The sequence below is a fragment of the Vibrio sp. Vb1337 genome, from assembly GCF_033338715.1.
Classification (GTDB): domain Bacteria; phylum Pseudomonadota; class Gammaproteobacteria; order Enterobacterales; family Vibrionaceae; genus Vibrio; species Vibrio alginolyticus.
On record NZ_JAWOTD010000012.1, the window covers coordinates 151,222 to 168,972 of the forward strand.

Annotated in this window: 15 protein-coding genes; 11 read left to right on the plus strand and 4 right to left on the minus strand. The window is 42.8% G+C overall.

Features of this window, described 5'->3' with window-relative positions; translation table 11 throughout:
• Positions 1-420 precede the first annotated feature (420 nt).
• The 6 genes from bcsE to R7E42_RS15315 all read left to right on the plus strand — a co-directional run bounded on the left by bcsE (position 421) and on the right by R7E42_RS15315 (position 6,138).
• On the plus strand, positions 421-2,004 hold the full coding sequence (gene bcsE, locus R7E42_RS15290) for a cellulose biosynthesis protein BcsE (RefSeq protein WP_238843489.1): 1,584 nt from the start codon (positions 421-423) through the stop codon (positions 2,002-2,004).
• A complete protein-coding gene (locus R7E42_RS15295; RefSeq protein ID WP_172797322.1) occupies positions 2,001-2,177 on the plus strand; it encodes a hypothetical protein in 177 nt (58 codons plus the stop codon). Before bcsE ends, R7E42_RS15295 begins: the two co-directional genes overlap by 4 nt.
• A complete protein-coding gene (gene bcsG / locus R7E42_RS15300) occupies positions 2,177-3,802 on the plus strand; it encodes a cellulose biosynthesis protein BcsG (RefSeq protein WP_213893628.1) in 1,626 nt (541 codons plus the stop codon). Before R7E42_RS15295 ends, bcsG begins: the two co-directional genes overlap by 1 nt.
• 153 nt (positions 3,803-3,955) lie before the next feature.
• Positions 3,956-4,873, plus strand: a complete 918-nt coding sequence (locus tag R7E42_RS15305) for an SPFH domain-containing protein (RefSeq protein ID WP_005382060.1) — start codon at positions 3,956-3,958, stop codon at positions 4,871-4,873.
• Between the two features lie 3 nt (positions 4,874-4,876).
• On the plus strand, positions 4,877-5,338 hold the full coding sequence (locus tag R7E42_RS15310; RefSeq protein ID WP_005382058.1) for an NfeD family protein: 462 nt from the start codon (positions 4,877-4,879) through the stop codon (positions 5,336-5,338).
• Between the two features lie 617 nt (positions 5,339-5,955).
• Positions 5,956-6,138, plus strand: a complete 183-nt coding sequence (locus R7E42_RS15315) for a hypothetical protein (protein WP_021707681.1) — start codon at positions 5,956-5,958, stop codon at positions 6,136-6,138.
• Between the two features lie 40 nt (positions 6,139-6,178).
• Here the strand turns inward: R7E42_RS15315 and R7E42_RS15320 are convergent, their stop codons facing one another.
• The 3 genes from R7E42_RS15320 to zipA form a co-directional block, all read right to left on the minus strand.
• Positions 6,179-7,588 (minus strand): porin, encoded by a 1,410-nt coding sequence (locus R7E42_RS15320; protein WP_104975948.1) that lies wholly within the window; start codon positions 7,586-7,588, stop codon positions 6,179-6,181.
• A 510-nt stretch (positions 7,589-8,098) separates the two neighbouring features.
• The gene (gene ligA / locus R7E42_RS15325) at positions 8,099-10,111 is read right to left on the minus strand and encodes an NAD-dependent DNA ligase LigA (protein WP_017819968.1); all 2,013 of its coding nucleotides are present in this window, start codon (positions 10,109-10,111) and stop codon (positions 8,099-8,101) included.
• Positions 10,112-10,201: 90 nt separating this feature from the next.
• Positions 10,202-11,158 (minus strand): cell division protein ZipA, encoded by a 957-nt coding sequence (zipA, locus tag R7E42_RS15330; RefSeq protein WP_318072796.1) that lies wholly within the window; start codon positions 11,156-11,158, stop codon positions 10,202-10,204.
• Between the two features lie 251 nt (positions 11,159-11,409).
• On the opposite strand from zipA, the gene cysZ reads away from it, so the two are divergent.
• The 5 genes from cysZ (at position 11,410) to crr (ending at position 16,340) form a co-directional block, all read left to right on the plus strand.
• Entirely contained in the window at positions 11,410-12,153 is a 744-nt protein-coding gene (gene cysZ, locus R7E42_RS15335) for a sulfate transporter CysZ (protein ID WP_025998633.1), read from the plus strand.
• Between the two features lie 164 nt (positions 12,154-12,317).
• The gene (gene cysK / locus R7E42_RS15340; protein WP_005382045.1) at positions 12,318-13,286 is read left to right on the plus strand and encodes a cysteine synthase A; all 969 of its coding nucleotides are present in this window, start codon (positions 12,318-12,320) and stop codon (positions 13,284-13,286) included.
• Between the two features lie 300 nt (positions 13,287-13,586).
• The gene (locus R7E42_RS15345) at positions 13,587-13,844 is read left to right on the plus strand and encodes an HPr family phosphocarrier protein (protein ID WP_005382043.1); all 258 of its coding nucleotides are present in this window, start codon (positions 13,587-13,589) and stop codon (positions 13,842-13,844) included.
• Between the two features lie 140 nt (positions 13,845-13,984).
• Positions 13,985-15,709, plus strand: a complete 1,725-nt coding sequence (gene ptsI, locus R7E42_RS15350) for a phosphoenolpyruvate-protein phosphotransferase PtsI (RefSeq protein WP_005382042.1) — start codon at positions 13,985-13,987, stop codon at positions 15,707-15,709.
• 121 nt (positions 15,710-15,830) lie between these two features.
• Positions 15,831-16,340 carry a PTS glucose transporter subunit IIA gene (gene crr, locus R7E42_RS15355; protein ID WP_005382041.1) on the plus strand — a complete coding sequence of 170 codons (510 nt, stop codon included), beginning with the start codon at positions 15,831-15,833 and terminating at the stop codon, positions 16,338-16,340.
• 94 nt (positions 16,341-16,434) lie between these two features.
• Here crr and R7E42_RS15360 read toward each other — a convergent pair whose 3' ends face one another.
• A complete protein-coding gene (locus R7E42_RS15360) occupies positions 16,435-17,559 on the minus strand; it encodes a flagellin (protein ID WP_318072797.1) in 1,125 nt (374 codons plus the stop codon).
• Positions 17,560-17,751 lie beyond the last annotated feature (192 nt).

Here is a 17,751-nt window from a genome sequence, read left to right on the forward strand (position 1 = left end):
TCTTTGCAGTATAAATTCCATTGTTAAAAAATTGACGCATCGAACTATGCGTCTCATATTTACAGAATGCTAATGAATGTGAACAGGGCTGTTTATTAGTTCACATAATTAATAAATCCCTAAATGATGTTTGACTTCAGAAACAGGGGTTATGAAGGTGAATTGTAATTATCCATTTACGACATATAAGTGAAATAAATAATTTACAGCAAAATCATAGGCTTGAAAATTATTGAATTTAAACTTATAAACATCATATGAAGCAATGCTATAACTATTTTAATTTTTGATCAATTTCGTTTAATATCTTGGCGTCATTTTCTTGTCGCCAAGAAAAGTTAACATTGTAACGATTAGCATACAGCGGATTGTAAGCCACAACGCACAATGACAGTAAACTATTGAATATAAGGCCTTTTGATGTCAGCAATCTCCGGGTTATCCGCTATTACTTCTGAAAAAGAGATAAGTTCTGTTTATGTAAACTTGTTTACACATAAGCAAATGGTCATTGATTATTTGTTCAGTACGCTACCAGAAAATAACAACACTTCACTTACAAGCTTTACAGACAAGGAAACTTTTTTGTCTGCATTGAATGATGAAGCCTTATGCAAATTCAATGAGTTATCCACACTCCATATTGAACAGTGTTTCTTTCTTAGCAACAAATTCACAAATAAAGCGCCGAACGCTATAAATCTTGTGAAAGACATTCGCCAAACAAATATAAAGAAACTCTCCACATATATATTAGTAGTTCCAGATTCACTACTATCATCAAGTGATGATTATTTTGTAAGTATTTTCCTACGAAACTTAAATGAACTAGCAAATAATAAAAAACTCACTATTAGTGTTTGTATATATGGGCATCTGACGACTTCAATATTAAAACCCATTCTTATTTCTCATAATAGATACATCGCCGGTTTGGCGACCATGACATCATTAGATGATGCTCGCTACTGCTATCTTGTGGATTTTTGGTCCAATAAACACGGTGTAATTTCCCAAGACGAATACCTTCTCTCTAACACTAAAGATAAGAAGCTAAAAGCAACGTCTTACGAAACGCATCAGCCTCGTGCCATACAGGAAGACAAATCGGATAGTGATAGAATATATATCAGCAGAGGAGCCTTCAGAGAAAGCGAGAAAGCCCCAAAAGGGATGAGTATGGCTGAGAGTAATCAAGAGCTCATAGCGATGTTAAACAACCCTCGCTCTTCAACTATTGTTTTCAGCTGTGATAACCAAAGCGAAGTTCAACAGATCGCGTTAGATTGCTACCGTTTAAGGTCCGCGTATGGCCGTCAGCTAAAGATTATTGTCAGGGAGACCCAACAATGTCTGAGATATGCAGATGAAAAGTTCTTACTTCGCTCGGGGGCAAACTTCATTTCTCACGCGCAAATCCCCCCAATGCGCTTTATGACTCAGGTTGAAGCAATTCAAGGCCAGATGCTTACGCGTCCAATTCCTGACAGTTTAGAGGCGCTCTTAAAGTATGACCTTAAGTTTGGTAGCAAAGGCTACTTACAAAACCAGGACTTTAGCCAATACTGTATTGACGTCATTTCCCACTCAACACACTCAAATGTGAACTTTGCGCTTATCAAGCTGAACTTATTACCAGGCATGACGGCAGAGGAATGTTTACGTCTTTGCCATATTCGAAGAGATGGCGACGTTGTGACAGCCTGCAACAAAGCTCTGTATGTCTTGTTCAGTGCTATTCGACATAGCGATATTGACATTGCACTCAACAATATATTTGAGTTCCCAGTGAGAGACTTATTTCACTCAACTCACACGTTTGATACTCAATTAGATATCGAAACAGAGTTAAAATTCATCGTTCAAGATGAAGCCGTCATATCCGACGACGTTTCAGCTCTGGCGACAGAGAGGAAAATATTCCATAACACCATTAATTCTATGGTTGATGTTCCTCCTTTGTTTGCTGTGAAAAAAACCATTGAGCTCAAGGAACGTTCATGAATATTAACGATTTTTTACTGACCGTGTGTATCAGTTCAGGTATTGGCCTACTCCTAGGATACTTTCTACGTGACCTAGTAAACGCTACCCGACGCTTTTACCACAAACACTTAAAACGCTCGCGCTATTTTGAGCTAGATACATCAGCCACTAACACCAAGAAGCTTAAGTAATGACATCGCATTCTCATGACTCTACCCCCCTCACTATAGGATTGGGCTGGTGGAACATTTACTTTATCGCAAAAACAGCGCTCTATTTTCAAGGAATCATCGATTTCCATCCAATGGAAAACTTTGCGCTGTTGATCTTCATCCTGCTTCCTATCTCGATGAAAAGCCTAAATGCGGTGCGCCATATCGTTTCATTTGTCGCCGCAGCGTGGCTCTTGCATTACGATTCTTACCTACCTCCTCTAAACCGTCTTTGGGCTCAAGCGGGACAGTTAATGCAGTTTGAATCGAGTTATCTGGTCGAGCTTTTGGGACGATTTTTATCATTCCAAGCAATACTCGGATTGCTCGCTTTGTGTGGTGCGTACTTTATTTTGAGCAAGTTTGTTAGGGTTTCAGTCTTTGTGGTTATTGCGATGGTCTATATAAGTATTCCTATGACGACTGAACCTCAGACAACAGTGGCTGCAGAAGTAGCCCAACAACAGCCAACAACCGAGGTTACTGCTAGCAAACAACCTCAAATAACGGAAATTAATGATGCCAGTCTCAACACGTTAACTGCAGATTTCTTTTCTAAAGAAGCTTCCCGACATGTGACATTCGATACCAACAGCGCAATGGATGCTCCTTTTGATTTGCTGTTCTTGAGTATTTGTTCGGTCGCGTGGGATGACATCGAAATTGCAGGACTGGCTGATCATCCTCTGTTCAAAGAGTTTGACATCATGTTCGACAATTTTAGCTCCGCTACGTCATACAGTGGGCCTGCTGTCATTCGTCTGCTACGAGCCAATTGTGGTCAACAAGAACACAGTCAACTGTTCCAGCCAGCACCATCAAAGCAGTGCTACTTGTTCGAAAGTTTGAAAGAACTAGGCTTCACAGAAAATTTACTGATGAACCACAATGGTGTCTTTGATAGCTTCCTTGAATTGATCAAAAAAGACGGCGACTTACAAGGGGCTCTTATGTCTCAAGAAGGCTTAACTCCTTACCAAAAATCTTTTGATGGCTCTTCGATCTTCCGCGATAAGCAAGTATTGGATAACTGGTGGCAGCAAAGACTTAACAGTAGTGACGACAAAGTCGTGGCACTCTACAACTCAATTTCACTACATGATGGCAACAGGATCATCAATACGAACTCAAGCACATCTATTGCTAGCTACAAAATGCGCCTTAAGAATTTGCTTGATGACCTCCACGCGTTCTTTAAAACCTTAGAGTCCTCAAAACGCAACATCGTTGTCGCTTTGGTACCAGAACATGGTGGTGGTATGCGAGGAGACCGCATGCAAATTTCAGGTATGCGAGAAATTCCTGCACCGACAATCATTCATACACCGGTAGGAATTAAAATCTTCGGAGAAGGAATTCAGCGTCAGGGCGACACCGAACACGTAAGCGAGCCATCTAGCTATCTGGCATTGTCGCAGCTCGTTTCGAATATCCTGGATAAAAACATTTATCAAAGTAAGACGTTTAGCCCTTCAATATTGACAGAGAACCTACCAGAAACACGAATTGTCGCGCAGAACTCAGGCTCTACTGTGATTGAAGTACAAGGGAAGTATTATGTTTCTCTTGATGGTTCAAGTTGGATTGAATACCCCGCGAAATAGCGAGAGTAAAACCATGCAATGACAAAGGCCGGTGTTTCCGGCCTTTGTCATATAAAAAACCAATAACCTCTCAAAGGTCTCAGAACTTCAATTGTCTATTGTCTATAAATAGGTAAAAATGGATCGAACATTATGCACTTAAGGGAATAACTCATGCCAATTGATTCACTGATCACCATCGGTATTTTCGTCGTTCTTGCTGTCGTTATCTTATCTTCAGCCATTAAAACGGTTCCGCAAGGAAACAACTGGACAGTTGAACGCTTCGGACGCTACACCCACACATTAAAGCCGGGTTTAAACTTGATCATTCCATTCGTTGATAAAGTTGGTCAAAAAGTAAATATGATGGAGCGCGTTCTCGATATTCCTGCGCAAGAGGTCATTTCAAAAGATAACGCTAACGTGGTTATTGACGCTGTCGGATTTGTTCAAGTGATCGATGCTGCCAAAGCGGCTTATGAAGTCAACGACTTAGAACACGCTATTAGAAACTTGACCCTTACCAACATTCGTACCGTTTTAGGTTCAATGGAACTGGACGAAATGCTGAGCCAACGCGACATGATCAACTCTAAGCTGTTGGCGATTGTTGACCAAGCAACAAACCCTTGGGGCGTAAAAGTCACACGAATTGAGATTAAAGATGTCCAGCCACCAGCCGATCTGACCGCTGCAATGAATGCGCAAATGAAAGCCGAGCGTAATAAGCGTGCGGAAATTCTTGAAGCAGAAGGGGTTCGCCAAGCTGAGATATTAAAGGCCGAAGGTCATAAACAATCAGAGATATTAAAAGCTGAAGGCGAAAAGCAGTCTGCTATTCTCCATGCAGAAGCACGTGAGCGTGCCGCACAAGCAGAAGCAAAAGCGACTTACATGGTTTCCGAAGCCATTGCAAAAGGTGACATGCAAGCCGTCAATTACTTCATTGCACAGGGTTATACCGAAGCGATCAAGAGCATTGGTCAAGCCGAAAATGGTAAAATCATTATGCTTCCATTAGAAGCAACCGGACTAATGGGCTCGGTTGCAGGGATAGCAGAAATGTTTAAACAGCAAGATAAAGAATAATTTATGGACTTTTTTAGTTTGTTGGAAGGTATCTCTTTCTGGCATTGGCTAGCGTTTGGCTTTGCTCTTTTAGCAGTTGAGCTACTTGGTACCGCAGGGTATTTTCTCTGGCTCGGGATGTCTGCACTTATCGTTGGAGCAATCATGACCGTTTTGCCAATGAGCTGGCAATTGCAATGGCTTTGCTTTGCAAGCTTCAGCTTAATCACCACCTGGCTTTGGTGGCGACGACAATGGTCTAAAGACAAGCAAGAAGACCAAGAAAGAGATCTGAACCAAAAGTACAAGCAGTTAATTGGGCGTACTCTTATCCTTGAAGAAGACTTTTCCGTCGGACTCAATCGCATCAAGGTAGCCGATACCACATGGTCCGCACAATCGGATCAAGCACTTCCAGCCGGTACCCGCGTAAGAATCACCGATGTGGAAGGTATTATTTTAATCATTGAGCCTGATTCTAATTAATTTATGCCAAAGTAATGGGGTAAATCATGCTCCATTACTTTAATCTAAACAACTGCTTTCATTTCATTACCTTAATTAAAATCGAGAAAAAAATAAGTATTAGTAATATTATTAATACCCTACCTCCCATTTCCTATTATTTAATTATTCAACACACGACAATCAATAAGATAGAAATATATCTAGGTAAATTATCGATCTAAATTTATTTTAAAAAATAAAGCTTTATTGAATTATTTTTTGATCTTTTTATCCCCGGATACATACTTAACGCATAAGCATTTAAGTTGAGTGCTTTTTATTTGGTAAGTAAGAGGATGTACTATGAATAAGCTTCTCTTTTTGATGTTGTGCGGTATTTTTTCTTTTTCTTCCTTTGCCCACAACAACGGAAACGGCGGTACAACTAATTTGGGACCTATAGTCGAATGTAAGATGCCAAGTGGCGACGTTACGAATATTCCAAGTGAAATGTGTCGATTTAGAGGTGGAGAATGGGAATAGTAAAGAAGTAAGAGCTTAGTTTGATATAAGAGCCCTATTCAACCTTGCCTTTCTGCGTAGTCACGGTTTATATCAGTACGTAGATATTTAAAGTTTATATTAAGGTGATTATTATGAGATTTTTATCTGGTCTATTAGTAATATCTTTTGCCATAATTCCGTTAACCACTCATGCTAATGGTGCATCCGGTGGTCGTACGTTAGGCCCAGAGATAAAGTGTGAGTTGCCAAACGGTAATGTACATATGTTGCCACCGTTATATTGCAAAATATACGACGGCCGAGAAGTGAAATAGAAAAGGAGCCTAGCGGCTCCTTTTATTATCTCATTAAGTATTAGTGGAAGCTGTAAGGGATAAGAACTTGTAGACGTAAGTCTGTTTCATCCGCATCGCCAGCACCTGCGTACTCATCACGTTCTAGGATTGTACCGTGTAAACGAATGGTAGAACCTTTAAGCGCGCCACTTTGTAGTGAGTAAGATACTGTTGCGTTAACTGCGTATTCGCTTTCGTAATCCCAGTCACCTGATGCTCCGCTTGCTGCAGAGTCAGCGCCAGTACCGTAACCAAAGCCTAGGTAGTAGTTCCAGCCGTTACCTTGATTGTAAGATAGACGGTTGTACCATGCTAGCTCACCCGCTTTGTTCCAGTCAGATAGCGCATCCCACCACTGAGACCAAGTACCATTGTTCATACCATATGTATGAATAGTACGAGGAACGAAGTCCGCACGGTTATCTGTGTCTGTGTAGCGCAACTCAGACATCCAAGCTAGCTTACCGAAAGATTGATTCAAAGATAGACCAGTGTGGAAACCTAGACCATCGTATTTCACATCATCGTCAACACCGTAGAAATCAAATGCTAGAGTTGTACGGTCACTAACAGTGTACTTCAAGTAAGCCTTGTAAGAAGTGTTGTCAGTTTCGTTGTGGTAGCTAGTTACTTGACCTGCCCCCCAGTCAACACCATTTGCATATTTAACGCCAGTAGCTTGACCCAAACCAAGTTGCATAAACAAGCTGTCAGTTAGGTTACCGTTTAGGCCTAGAGAGTGTAGGTAGCTCCATGACGTGTCAGACCAAAGCGCTGGTGCGTAATCATCTTCGTGAAGCAGCCAAGGTGCTGTAAATTGGTCTGCGCCAAAGTAGCTTAGGTTGAAATCACCAAGTTTAGCGTTCAGTTCGAAACCACGGTAAGTACCAGGTACAAAGCTCCAAACGTTACCGATTGTACCGTTACCACCAGACTGTAACATACCGAAACGAGCATTAAAGTTTTCGTTTGCTTTGAATTTCAGCGCTGCTTTGTAAACTTTAAGCTGCTGACCATCACCTGCACCCCAGTCTAGGTTGTTACAAGTTGAGATTTCGTTACATAGGTAGCCTTCGTTTGAATTGTAAAGACTATCGTTGTAAAGATCGCCAGAGTAGTAAGCCGCAACATCTGCGCCCACCCAACCATCGTGGTAGCCAGAAGTGAAGTCTAAAATTGCGTTGTAAGAAGAGTAGTTTAGACGACTCCAACGGTCACCATTTTCACCGCCGGGCTTACCTGTTGTACGAGTTCGTGAACGAGTATCAACTATGAATAATGCATTTAGACTTGAGTCTTGCATAAATTCGTTCACTTTCTCTACGTACTCGCCACCTGCTGCACTTTCAGTAGACGCTGTAGCTGGAGCGACAGCAACAACACCAAACATTGCTGCGGTTAACGCTGAAACCTTAAAAAATTTGTCCATGGAAAAACTCCTAAAAATGGATATAGCTGTATTTTTCTATCTCACCTTTAGTTGGCCGCCGAAGGAGAGAAGTAAATTCCTGATCAAACCTCATTATTTCTAATTTGGCTTTTTTTAGTTCCTGCATACACACCGTGTATCCACGTGATTAAGACTAACTTCGCAGCTAAAAACATCCAAATGGAACTTATTTTTTTTCTAAAAAAATATGAGCCACTCCAAAGTTCCATATAACTTATTGATCCAGATCTTATTTTTAACAACATCAACATAACACAACAAATTATTATTTAAAATCAAACATTTAAATTGAACTTAAAAGTATCAACTTGAAGTCACTCGCAGACTAAAAAAGCCAAAAAAACCAATAACCCAAGGTTCGATCTTGATCACTGAAAAGAACAAAGGCATCAATTACTCAATAAAAAAACACTTAATTATGAACAAGAAAAAGCCCCGCATGCTTAGCATACGGGGCTTTTAGTTATTTTTTAGCTTTTTTGAGAAGACTTAATTCATCAGTTCGAGTAAGTCTTGTTCTGTTTTAATTTCGATACCCAGTTCTTGTGCCTTTGCGAGCTTCGAACCTGCATTTTCACCAGCAAACAAAATATCGGTTTTCTTAGAAACACTACCCGTCACTTTAGCCCCCAGTGCTTGGAGGGCTTCTTTGGCTTCTGTACGCCCCAGTTGAGAAAGTGTTCCCGTTAATACTACTGTTTTACCTTCTAATGGTAATTCCCCCACCTGCTCAGTAGTATTAATCTCTGGCCAATGAATTCCTTGTTCAAGCAAATCTTTAACCACCGCTTGGTTCTGTTCTTCACTAAAGAAAGTCGTAATATGTTGAGCAACCACAGCACCGATGTCTTGCACTTCAATCAACTGCTCTTCGGTAGCATTTTGGATCGCTCCCAACGTTTTAAAGTGCATTGCTAAGTTTGCTGCGGTTGCCTCGCCAACTTCACGGATCCCCAGTGAATACAAAAACCGAGGTAAAGTTGTTTCTTTGGATTTTTCTAACGCATTCACAATATTCTGCGCAGACTTTGGCCCCATGCGATCTAGTACGGTTAAAATCCCCGCTGATAACTTAAATAAGTCAGCAGGAGTTTTCACCATCTCACGATCAACAAGCTGCTCGATCACTTTATCGCCTAAACCGTCAACGTCTAACGCTTTACGAGAAACAAAGTGTTTTAGCGCTTGTTTGCGTTGGGCTTGGCAAACTAAGCCCCCCATACAACGTGTTACCGCTTCTCCTTCGATCCGCTCAACATGCGAACCACAAACAGGACACTGAGTTGGGAAAACAATATCTCGTGCTGTTTCTGGTCGACGCTCTTTGATGACAGATACGACTTGGGGAATAACATCGCCAGCACGGCGGATCACAACGTGATCACCAATCTTGACCTGCAGACGTTCTATCTCATCTGCGTTATGAAGCGTCGCATTACTTACCGTTACACCACCAACAAATACAGGCTCTAGTTTAGCAACAGGTGTAATCGCACCAGTGCGACCGACTTGGAACTCCACTTCATTCAGTGTCGTCATTTCTTCCTGAGCTGGGAATTTGTAGGCAATCGCCCAACGTGGAGCGCGAGCAACAAACCCCAGACGCTCTTGCACGGCAATATCGTCAATTTTAATAACGACACCATCGATCTCATAAGGGAGGGCATCACGACGCTGCAATATATCTTGGTAGTAAGCTTTTACATCCGCCAAGCTTTCAACTCGCTTAGTTTCCGGACACATTGGCAGCCCCCAAGATTTGATTTGCAAAAAGCGTTCGTAATGACTTGCTGCCAATTCTGCGCCTTGCACCACGCCTACACTGTATGCATAGAAGCTAAGCGGACGAGAAGCCGTAATACGTGAATCCAATTGTCGTAAGCTACCTGCCGCGGCGTTACGTGGATTAACAAAGATTTTCTCGCCTTTCTTCCTTGCTAATTCATTGAGCTTTTCAAACCCAGCTTTCGGCATAAAGACTTCACCACGAACTTCAAGACGATTTGGCCAGTCATTACCCCTGAGTTTTAAAGGAATGGCTTTAATCGTACGCACATTCTCTGTGATGTTTTCACCCGTAGTACCATCGCCTCGAGTGGCCGCCTGAACTAACACGCCATTCTCATATAACAAACTTACGGCGAGTCCATCCAATTTAGGCTCACAACAGTATTCTTTCACACTCTGGCTTCCCACGCGCTCTTGCGCGCGCTTGTGGAAACTATCAAGTTCACTATCATCAAACGCGTTATCAAGCGAAAGCATCGGTACTTCATGTGTCACTTGGCTAAACGCAGAGAGAGGTTGTCCACCGACACGTTGGCTTGGCGAGTCTACGGTTATTAAGTCAGGGTTCTCAGCTTCAATATCCAGTAACTCTCGCATTAAACGGTCGTACTCGGCATCAGGGATCTCTGGGTTATCTTCCACGTAGTAACGCACAGCGTGGTAATGCAACGACTCTTTTAGTTCTTCTAGTCGCTGAAGTACTGATTCAGACATAGTAAAGCCCCGTGTATTTTCAATCGGTGAGGTTGGGAAATTCAAGAAAAAGGGCTCCATCCGGAGCCCTATTATTATTTGCTGTTAAGATTATGCGTTAGCGGCATTAAACTCAACTATTTGACGTCGATAAGATGCTAAACGATCTGGCGTCATTAAGTTGCGCTGGTCATCAAGTACGTTACCACCTAAATCATCAGCAATTTGCTGCGCAGTTCGGAGCATTAAGTTGAAGTTCTGTTCAGCCTCGCCATAACAAGGCAATGTCATGAAGAATGAAATACCCTTCGTTGTAAACTCAGCAGGATCAGCATGCTCAAACGTACCAGGGTGCATCATATTAGCGACGCTAAACAGCACTTTGCCGTTACCGGACAAGTCGACATGACGGTGGAAAATATCCATCTCGCCATAAATTAGACCGTTTTGTTGCATACTTTCAAATAAAGCAGTACCAACAAATGGCTCTTCACCAGCACAGTGCACATTCAATACAATCACTTGCATTTCAGGTTCTGGCTTTGGCTCTTCCTTAGGCTCTGCAACGACAGGCTCACTAACCGTTTCGACTTGCTGTTCTTTCTCCGTAATATCAAACGCGGCGGGAATAGCGTCTTCTTCCACAGCGGGCTGGAATGGCTCTTCAGCTACTGTTGCTTGAACAACAGGCTCAACGTCCTCTTCTTTATCTTTTTCTGCAACAAATGAAGGGATGTCATCCGGCTCCTGCTGCGTCTGTTTGACTTCAGATGGACCACCGAATAACGGGTCAGATTCAAACTTGTTGTCGAAAGAATTCGCCATCCCAAAATCTGGTTCTTTGCGATCTTTGCGAATGATCTCAAAGTCATCTTCAGGAGCGGGAACGAAGTCTCGTTCTTTCTCAACAAGATCATTTTTGTCTTCTTGGTCAACATCCAGCTTACCAAGTGGCTTGTTACCAAACTTTGCTTTGCCTTCTTTTTTACTGCTCCATAAACCATGAAACAGTAATGCCGCGATGGCTAATGCGCCAACAACAATGAGTACGAATCGCAATTCCTGCATTATTTACTCTCAATATACTTGTTTTTACTACTCGCAGTTCCTTGAGCAGCAACCCAAGTGCAATAAATCTGAATGATACGTTTACTTTACCAAAACTATATGTAGATTTAGAACAACTTAATGCAAGAAGTTCCGTTTTTTGTTGTGATTCTTGCCACGATTCCACTTAACAAGACGTCATTTGTCAGGGCATTGAAAGAAAAGTCCTCACAGGTACAATGAGTTTTCATTTACACGAAGCCAAAATAGACATGAAGCAAAACAATCAGCAGAGAACCGGGTTCGGTTATTTTCTATACGGGATACAATTGGCACTTGCCCCTAAAATCAGGCGCTTTGTCATCTTACCTCTACTTGCAAATATCTTGCTTGTAGGTGGTGCCATCTTCTATCTATTTTCAAACCTTAATATATGGATAGAAGGCTGGATTGGGCAGCTGCCTGAGTTTTTATCCTGGTTAACTTACATTCTTTGGCCTTTACTCGCTCTGACGATACTCGCTACCTTCTCCTATTTTTTCAGCACGCTCGCGAACTTTATCGCCGCGCCATTCAATGGCCTCTTGGCTGAAAAAGTGGAAGAGTACTTAACGGGACAAAAAGTAAATGATGATGGTTTCACTGCCGTCCTGAAAGATGTTCCTCGCGTTTTAGCTCGTGAGTGGAGAAAGCTCCTTTACATTTTACCTAAAGCAATAGGCCTATTCCTATTATTGCTCATCCCTGCCCTTGGACAAACAGTAGGCCCATTTTTATGGTTTATCTTTACCGCCTGGATGCTCGCGATTCAATATTGTGACTACCCGTTTGATAACCATAAAATCCCATTTAACGACATGCGTTACAAATTGAAACAAAAGCAAGGTAAGGCCTATGGCTTTGGGGTATTGGTGTCTGTGTTTACGACGATCCCAATTTTGAACCTCATTGTCATGCCTGTAGCAATATGTGGTGCAACCGCTATGTGGGTCGCGGAGTTTAAGCACCAACGATAGTCGATTAGAGATTAAGGAAAGGGATCAGCGCCAGCTTTTCCCTTTTCTTTTATCAAGTTCTGGGCCAACCTAATAAGATATAACTTTTTAATCCTTTTCCCTTTTTTTCATACCGCATATTCTTCTATCCATATTCACACAACGTGTAATGAAGGAACATCACTATGAGCAAAATCTACGAAGATAACTCTCTTACTATTGGTAATACACCTCTCGTTCGTCTAAACAAAGTAAGTAAAGGCAAAGTTCTCGCAAAAATTGAAGCGCGTAACCCTAGCTTCAGTGTTAAGTGCCGTATCGGTGCAAACATGATTTGGGAAGCAGAGAAAGCGGGCCTTCTTAAGCCAGGTGTAGAGCTTGTAGAACCTACCAGTGGTAACACTGGTGTTGCTCTAGCATTCGTAGCGGCTGCTCGCGGTTACAAGCTAACATTGACCATGCCTGAATCAATGAGCCTAGAACGCCGTAAGCTACTAAAAGCACTAGGCGCGAACCTTGAGCTGACTGAAGCGGCGAAAGGCATGAAAGGGGCGATTGCTAAAGCAGAAGAAATCGTAGCAAGCAACCCTGAGAAGTACCTACTTCTTCAACAATTTGACAACCCAGCGAACCCAGAAATCCACGAAAAGACTACGGGCCCTGAGATTTGGGAAGCGACAGACGGTGAAATCGACGTATTCGTTGCTGGTGTTGGTACGGGCGGTACTATTACAGGTACTAGCCGTTACATCAAAGGTGAAAAAGGCAAAGCCATCACTTCTGTTGCAGTTGAGCCAGCAGAGTCTCCGGTTATTGCACAAGCACTTGCTGGCGAAGAAATCCAGCCTGCCCCACACAAAATTCAAGGTATCGGTGCTGGTTTCATCCCTGGTAACCTCGATTTAGACATTATTGACCGTGTTGAGCAAGTTACCTCAGAAGAAGCGATTGAGATGGCTCGTCGCCTAATGGAAGAGGAAGGTATCCTAGCTGGTATCTCATCTGGCGCAGCGGTTGTTGCAGCGAACCGACTTGCGGAACTACCTGAATTTGAAGGAAAAACAATTGTAACCGTCTTGCCAAGTTCCGGTGAGCGTTACCTAAGTACAGCACTCTTTGCAGGTATCTTTACCGAAAAAGAGAACCAACAATAATATGTGTTCAAATCAATTTTTAGTTTAAAAAAGCCCCGTTTAGGGGCTTTTTTGTTGATCCCTGCCCTACCTTTGGTAATATCAGGGTGTTTTATTTCTAGCTTCAAAATAAAGAAGCAGAACACAAAAAGGTTTCAAAGTGATTACGCACGCAAACAGTTGCGTAGTTACCAAACTTTTGACTAGTATCAGAACTGACGCGCTTTGAACTCTTCCCGTGCTAGCGCACAAGATGTAAAGCAGTTAAGCTAAAATCTGGTCACAAACTAACAAAAAAATACATTTATTGGGGTATATCACATGTACGAGAAGCAAGTAGAAATCACAGCAGAAAACGGCCTTCACACTCGTCCAGCTGCACAGTTTGTTAAAGAAGCAAAAGCATTCGACGCAGACATCACTGTGACTTCTAACGGTAAAAGCGCTAGCGCTAAGAGCCTGTTCAAACTACAAACACTAGGCCTAGTAAAAGGTACTCAAGTTACTATTTCTGCTGAAGGCCCACAAGCTCAGCAAGCAGTTGACCACCTAGTTGCTCTAATGGACCAACTACACTAATCCGGTCTCCTACTCCAGAAGCCATTTTGTGAAAGCAAAATGGCTTCGTTGGAAATAGGCTCAAAACTAAGCTAAAACTATTCGTTAGCGCACCCATTATTCTCCCGTTTTATAAAGTTGACCAAACTTAAGGTAAGGCTATGATTTCAGGCATCCTAGCATCTCCTGGTATTGCAATCGGTAAAGCACTACTACTTCAAGAAGATGAAATTGTCCTAAACACAAACACTATTTCTGACGATCAAGTAGAAGCTGAAGTTCAGCGTTTCTTTGACGCTCGTAACAAATCTGCAGCTCAGCTAGAAACTATCAAGCAAAAAGCGCTTGAAACGTTTGGCGAAGAAAAAGAAGCGATCTTTGAAGGTCACATCATGCTTCTTGAAGACGAAGAGCTAGAAGAGGAAATCCTAGCACTTATCAAAAACGACAAGATGACTGCTGATCACGCTATCCACTCAGTGATCGAAGAGCAAGCATGTGCTCTTGAGTCTCTAGACGACGAATACTTAAAAGAGCGTGCAACTGACATCCGCGATATCGGTTCTCGTTTTGTTAAGAACGCACTAGGCATCAACATTGTTTCGCTTAGTGATATCAACGAAGAAGTAATTCTTGTTGCTTACGACCTAACGCCATCTGAAACTGCGCAAATTAACCTAGACTACGTGCTTGGTTTTGCTTGTGATATCGGCGGTCGTACATCTCACACTTCAATCATGGCTCGCTCACTTGAGCTTCCAGCTATCGTTGGTACTAACGACATCACGAAGAAAGTTAAGAATGGCGACATGCTGATTCTTGACGCAATGAACAACAAGATTGTTGTCAACCCATCAGAAGCTGAGCTAGAAGAAGCGAAAGCGGTTAAAGCAGCATTCCTAGCTGAAAAAGAAGAGCTAGCGAAACTGAAAGACCTACACGCAGAAACGACTGACGGTCATCGTGTAGAAGTTTGCGGTAACATCGGTACAGTGAAAGACTGTGACGGTATCCTTCGTAACGGCGGTGAAGGTGTTGGTCTGTACCGTACTGAATTCCTATTTATGGACCGTACTGCGCTACCAACTGAAGAAGAACAGTACCAAGCGTACAAAGAAGTTGCGGAAGCAATGAACGGTCAAGCTGTGATCATCCGTACTATGGATATCGGCGGCGATAAAGATCTCCCATACATGGATCTTCCAAAAGAGATGAACCCATTCCTAGGCTGGCGCGCTGTACGTATCAGTCTAGATCGTCGTGAAATCCTTCGTGATCAGCTACGTGGCATTCTACGTGCTTCTGCACACGGCAAACTGCGTATCATGTTCCCAATGATCATCTCTGTCGAAGAAATCCGTGAGCTTAAGAAAGCCATCGAAGAGTACAAAGAAGAGCTACGCGCTGAAGGCCACGTGTTCGACGAAAACATCGAAATCGGTGTTATGGTTGAAACTCCTGCTGCTGCTGCGATCGCACACCACTTAGCGAAGGAAGTGTCTTTCTTCTCTATCGGTACAAACGACCTAACTCAGTACACGCTAGCGGTTGACCGTGGTAACGAGATGATTTCTCACCTATACAACCCACTATCACCAGCTGTACTTACTGTGATCAAGCAAGTTATCGACGCTTCTCACGCAGAAGGTAAATGGACTGGTATGTGTGGTGAACTTGCAGGTGACGAGCGTGCAACACTTCTACTTCTAGGTATGGGTCTGGACGAGTTCTCAATGAGCGGCATTTCAATCCCTAAAGTGAAGAAAGTAGTTCGTAACTCTAACTTCGCAGAAGTGAAAGCAATGGCTGAAGAAGCCCTTTCTCTACCGACAGCAGAAGAAATCGAAGCCGTGGTAGAAAAGTTTATTGCTGAGAAAGCTCAGTAATCGGTAGTACCAAGTAATTCAATACTTAATGGCCATTAGACGGCGAAAAAAGTCGTCTAATGAGCTATATTGGTATACTATAATTCGACAGAATAAAACCAAACCTTAGGAGCATGACACAATGGGTCTGTTTGACAAACTTAAGAAGCTTGTATCTGATGACAGCGCTGACGCTGGTGCTATCGAAATCATCGCGCCACTTTCTGGTGAGATTGTAAACATCGAAGACGTGCCAGATGTTGTTTTCGCTGAGAAAATCGTTGGTGACGGTATTGCTATCAAGCCAGCAGGCAACAAAATGGTAGCTCCTGTAAACGGTACTATCGGTAAGATCTTCGAAACTAACCATGCGTTCTCTATCGAGTCTGACGACGGTGTTGAGCTTTTCGTTCACTTCGGTATCGACACAGTTGAACTAAAAGGCGAAGGCTTCACGCGTATCGCTGAAGAAGGTCAAACTGTTAAAGCTGGCGACACTGTAATTGAATTCGATCTAGCTCTTCTAGAAGAGAAAGCGAAGTCAACGCTAACTCCAGTTGTTATCTCTAACATGGACGAAATCAAAGAGCTAAACAAGCTTTCTGGTTCTGTAACTGTTGGTGAAACTCCAGTTCTACGTGTAACTAAGTAATTTTTACTTAATCGAACACGAAAAAAACGCTGCCAATGGCAGCGTTTTTTATTATCTGACTTTTTTCTGAGCGATGGGCATCGCTGAAACCCGCTCAGCTAAGTAATCCAAGTGCCGAACTCGGCCTTTGCTTTGCCTGAGCCAATAACGCAGTTGTCGCATCTTGGAGCACTTGAGAACGCACCATTTCCGTAGATTCTCTTGCGAAGTCTGTATCTCTTATTCGACTCTTGGATTCTGTAACACTCCGATTCACAGTATTTAAGTTATCCATCGAGCCGTTTACACGGTTCTGAAAGCTGCCAATTTCACTCCGGTGAGAATCAACATACTTAATCGCTGCATCAATCACCCCAATTGAAAGCTGCGCCTTACCTGCCGTCGACATATCGATGTCATCCATTGTGACTAATTGACCAGCGCTCACATCAAGCTCATCCGCTAAACTCCCATCGAGAACCACACCCTCTGGCGCCTTCATCGTAGAAGCGAAGAATTGCAGTTCGTTGTTTTCCGTTACTGAAGCATTCACTATCGATTGTTGAGCATTGATGTAAGTGGCGACCTGTTCTATACGGTCACCCAATTTGAGTCCAATGGATTCCGTTTGGGTTTGCCCTTTACTGTCTTGGTATTCGACTTTTAGGGTTTGGTTATCTTTAGTGACTCGCCAATCTTTATCGACCGCATCACCAACATAATGCTGCCCTCCCATCTCTGGGATATGGCTACGCATGTTACGTAACGTCAAAGAGATTGAATTAGCGTTCGCGCCAATATGGAAACTTTGTGAACCGTAAGATCCATCAAACAGGTTTTTATCCGCAAATGTTGTCGTGAGCGCGACACGATCAAGCTCATCTTGCAGCGCTACGACCTCATATTGAATACTTTGCCGATCACTTAAGTCATAACTGCCGTTTGCTGCTTGAAGCCCCAGAGAGCGTAAGCGTTGCAATATGTCACTGCTTTCGTGCAATGCTCCCTCCGCTGTTTGAGCAACAGAAAAAGCGTCGTGCGCATTTCTTAAGGCGACATCAAGCCCTCTCGTTTGTACATGGAGAGTATTCGATATCTGTAAACCTGCCGCATCATCGCTCGCCGAGTTGATTCGAAACCCCGAAGTTAGGTTGCGTTGTGACTCAACATTTTGCGCAGCTGCTTGACTCAGGTGTCTCTGCGCCACCATCGCAGAAACATTGGAATTTAAAGAGATCATCTAATCGATATAAATGCCTTATCGAACATAATGTCAGGACACATCTGAATCGTTATAGCCAATAAGCAAAAAGCCAGGGATGAGCCTGGCTTTGGTTTCTTGCTTTGTTAAATTGATTAACCTAGCAGACTTAGCGCTGAGTTAGGCGCTTGTTTCGCTTGCGCAAGGATTGAGCTTGACGCTTGCGATAGA

Coding starts and splice junctions, on each gene's coding strand:
- bcsE (WP_238843489.1), top strand. CDS start 421: ATGTCAGCAATCTCCGGGTTATCCGCTATTACTTCTGAAAAAGAGATA.
- R7E42_RS15295 (WP_172797322.1), top strand. CDS start 2,001: ATGAATATTAACGATTTTTTACTGACCGTGTGTATCAGTTCAGGTATT.
- bcsG (WP_213893628.1), top strand. CDS start 2,177: ATGACATCGCATTCTCATGACTCTACCCCCCTCACTATAGGATTGGGC.
- R7E42_RS15305 (WP_005382060.1), top strand. CDS start 3,956: ATGCCAATTGATTCACTGATCACCATCGGTATTTTCGTCGTTCTTGCT.
- R7E42_RS15310 (WP_005382058.1), top strand. CDS start 4,877: ATGGACTTTTTTAGTTTGTTGGAAGGTATCTCTTTCTGGCATTGGCTA.
- R7E42_RS15315 (WP_021707681.1), top strand. CDS start 5,956: ATGAGATTTTTATCTGGTCTATTAGTAATATCTTTTGCCATAATTCCG.
- R7E42_RS15320 (WP_104975948.1), bottom strand. CDS start 7,588: ATGGACAAATTTTTTAAGGTTTCAGCGTTAACCGCAGCAATGTTTGGT.
- ligA (WP_017819968.1), bottom strand. CDS start 10,111: ATGTCTGAATCAGTACTTCAGCGACTAGAAGAACTAAAAGAGTCGTTG.
- zipA (WP_318072796.1), bottom strand. CDS start 11,158: ATGCAGGAATTGCGATTCGTACTCATTGTTGTTGGCGCATTAGCCATC.
- cysZ (WP_025998633.1), top strand. CDS start 11,410: ATGAAGCAAAACAATCAGCAGAGAACCGGGTTCGGTTATTTTCTATAC.
- cysK (WP_005382045.1), top strand. CDS start 12,318: ATGAGCAAAATCTACGAAGATAACTCTCTTACTATTGGTAATACACCT.
- R7E42_RS15345 (WP_005382043.1), top strand. CDS start 13,587: ATGTACGAGAAGCAAGTAGAAATCACAGCAGAAAACGGCCTTCACACT.
- ptsI (WP_005382042.1), top strand. CDS start 13,985: ATGATTTCAGGCATCCTAGCATCTCCTGGTATTGCAATCGGTAAAGCA.
- crr (WP_005382041.1), top strand. CDS start 15,831: ATGGGTCTGTTTGACAAACTTAAGAAGCTTGTATCTGATGACAGCGCT.
- R7E42_RS15360 (WP_318072797.1), bottom strand. CDS start 17,559: ATGATCTCTTTAAATTCCAATGTTTCTGCGATGGTGGCGCAGAGACAC.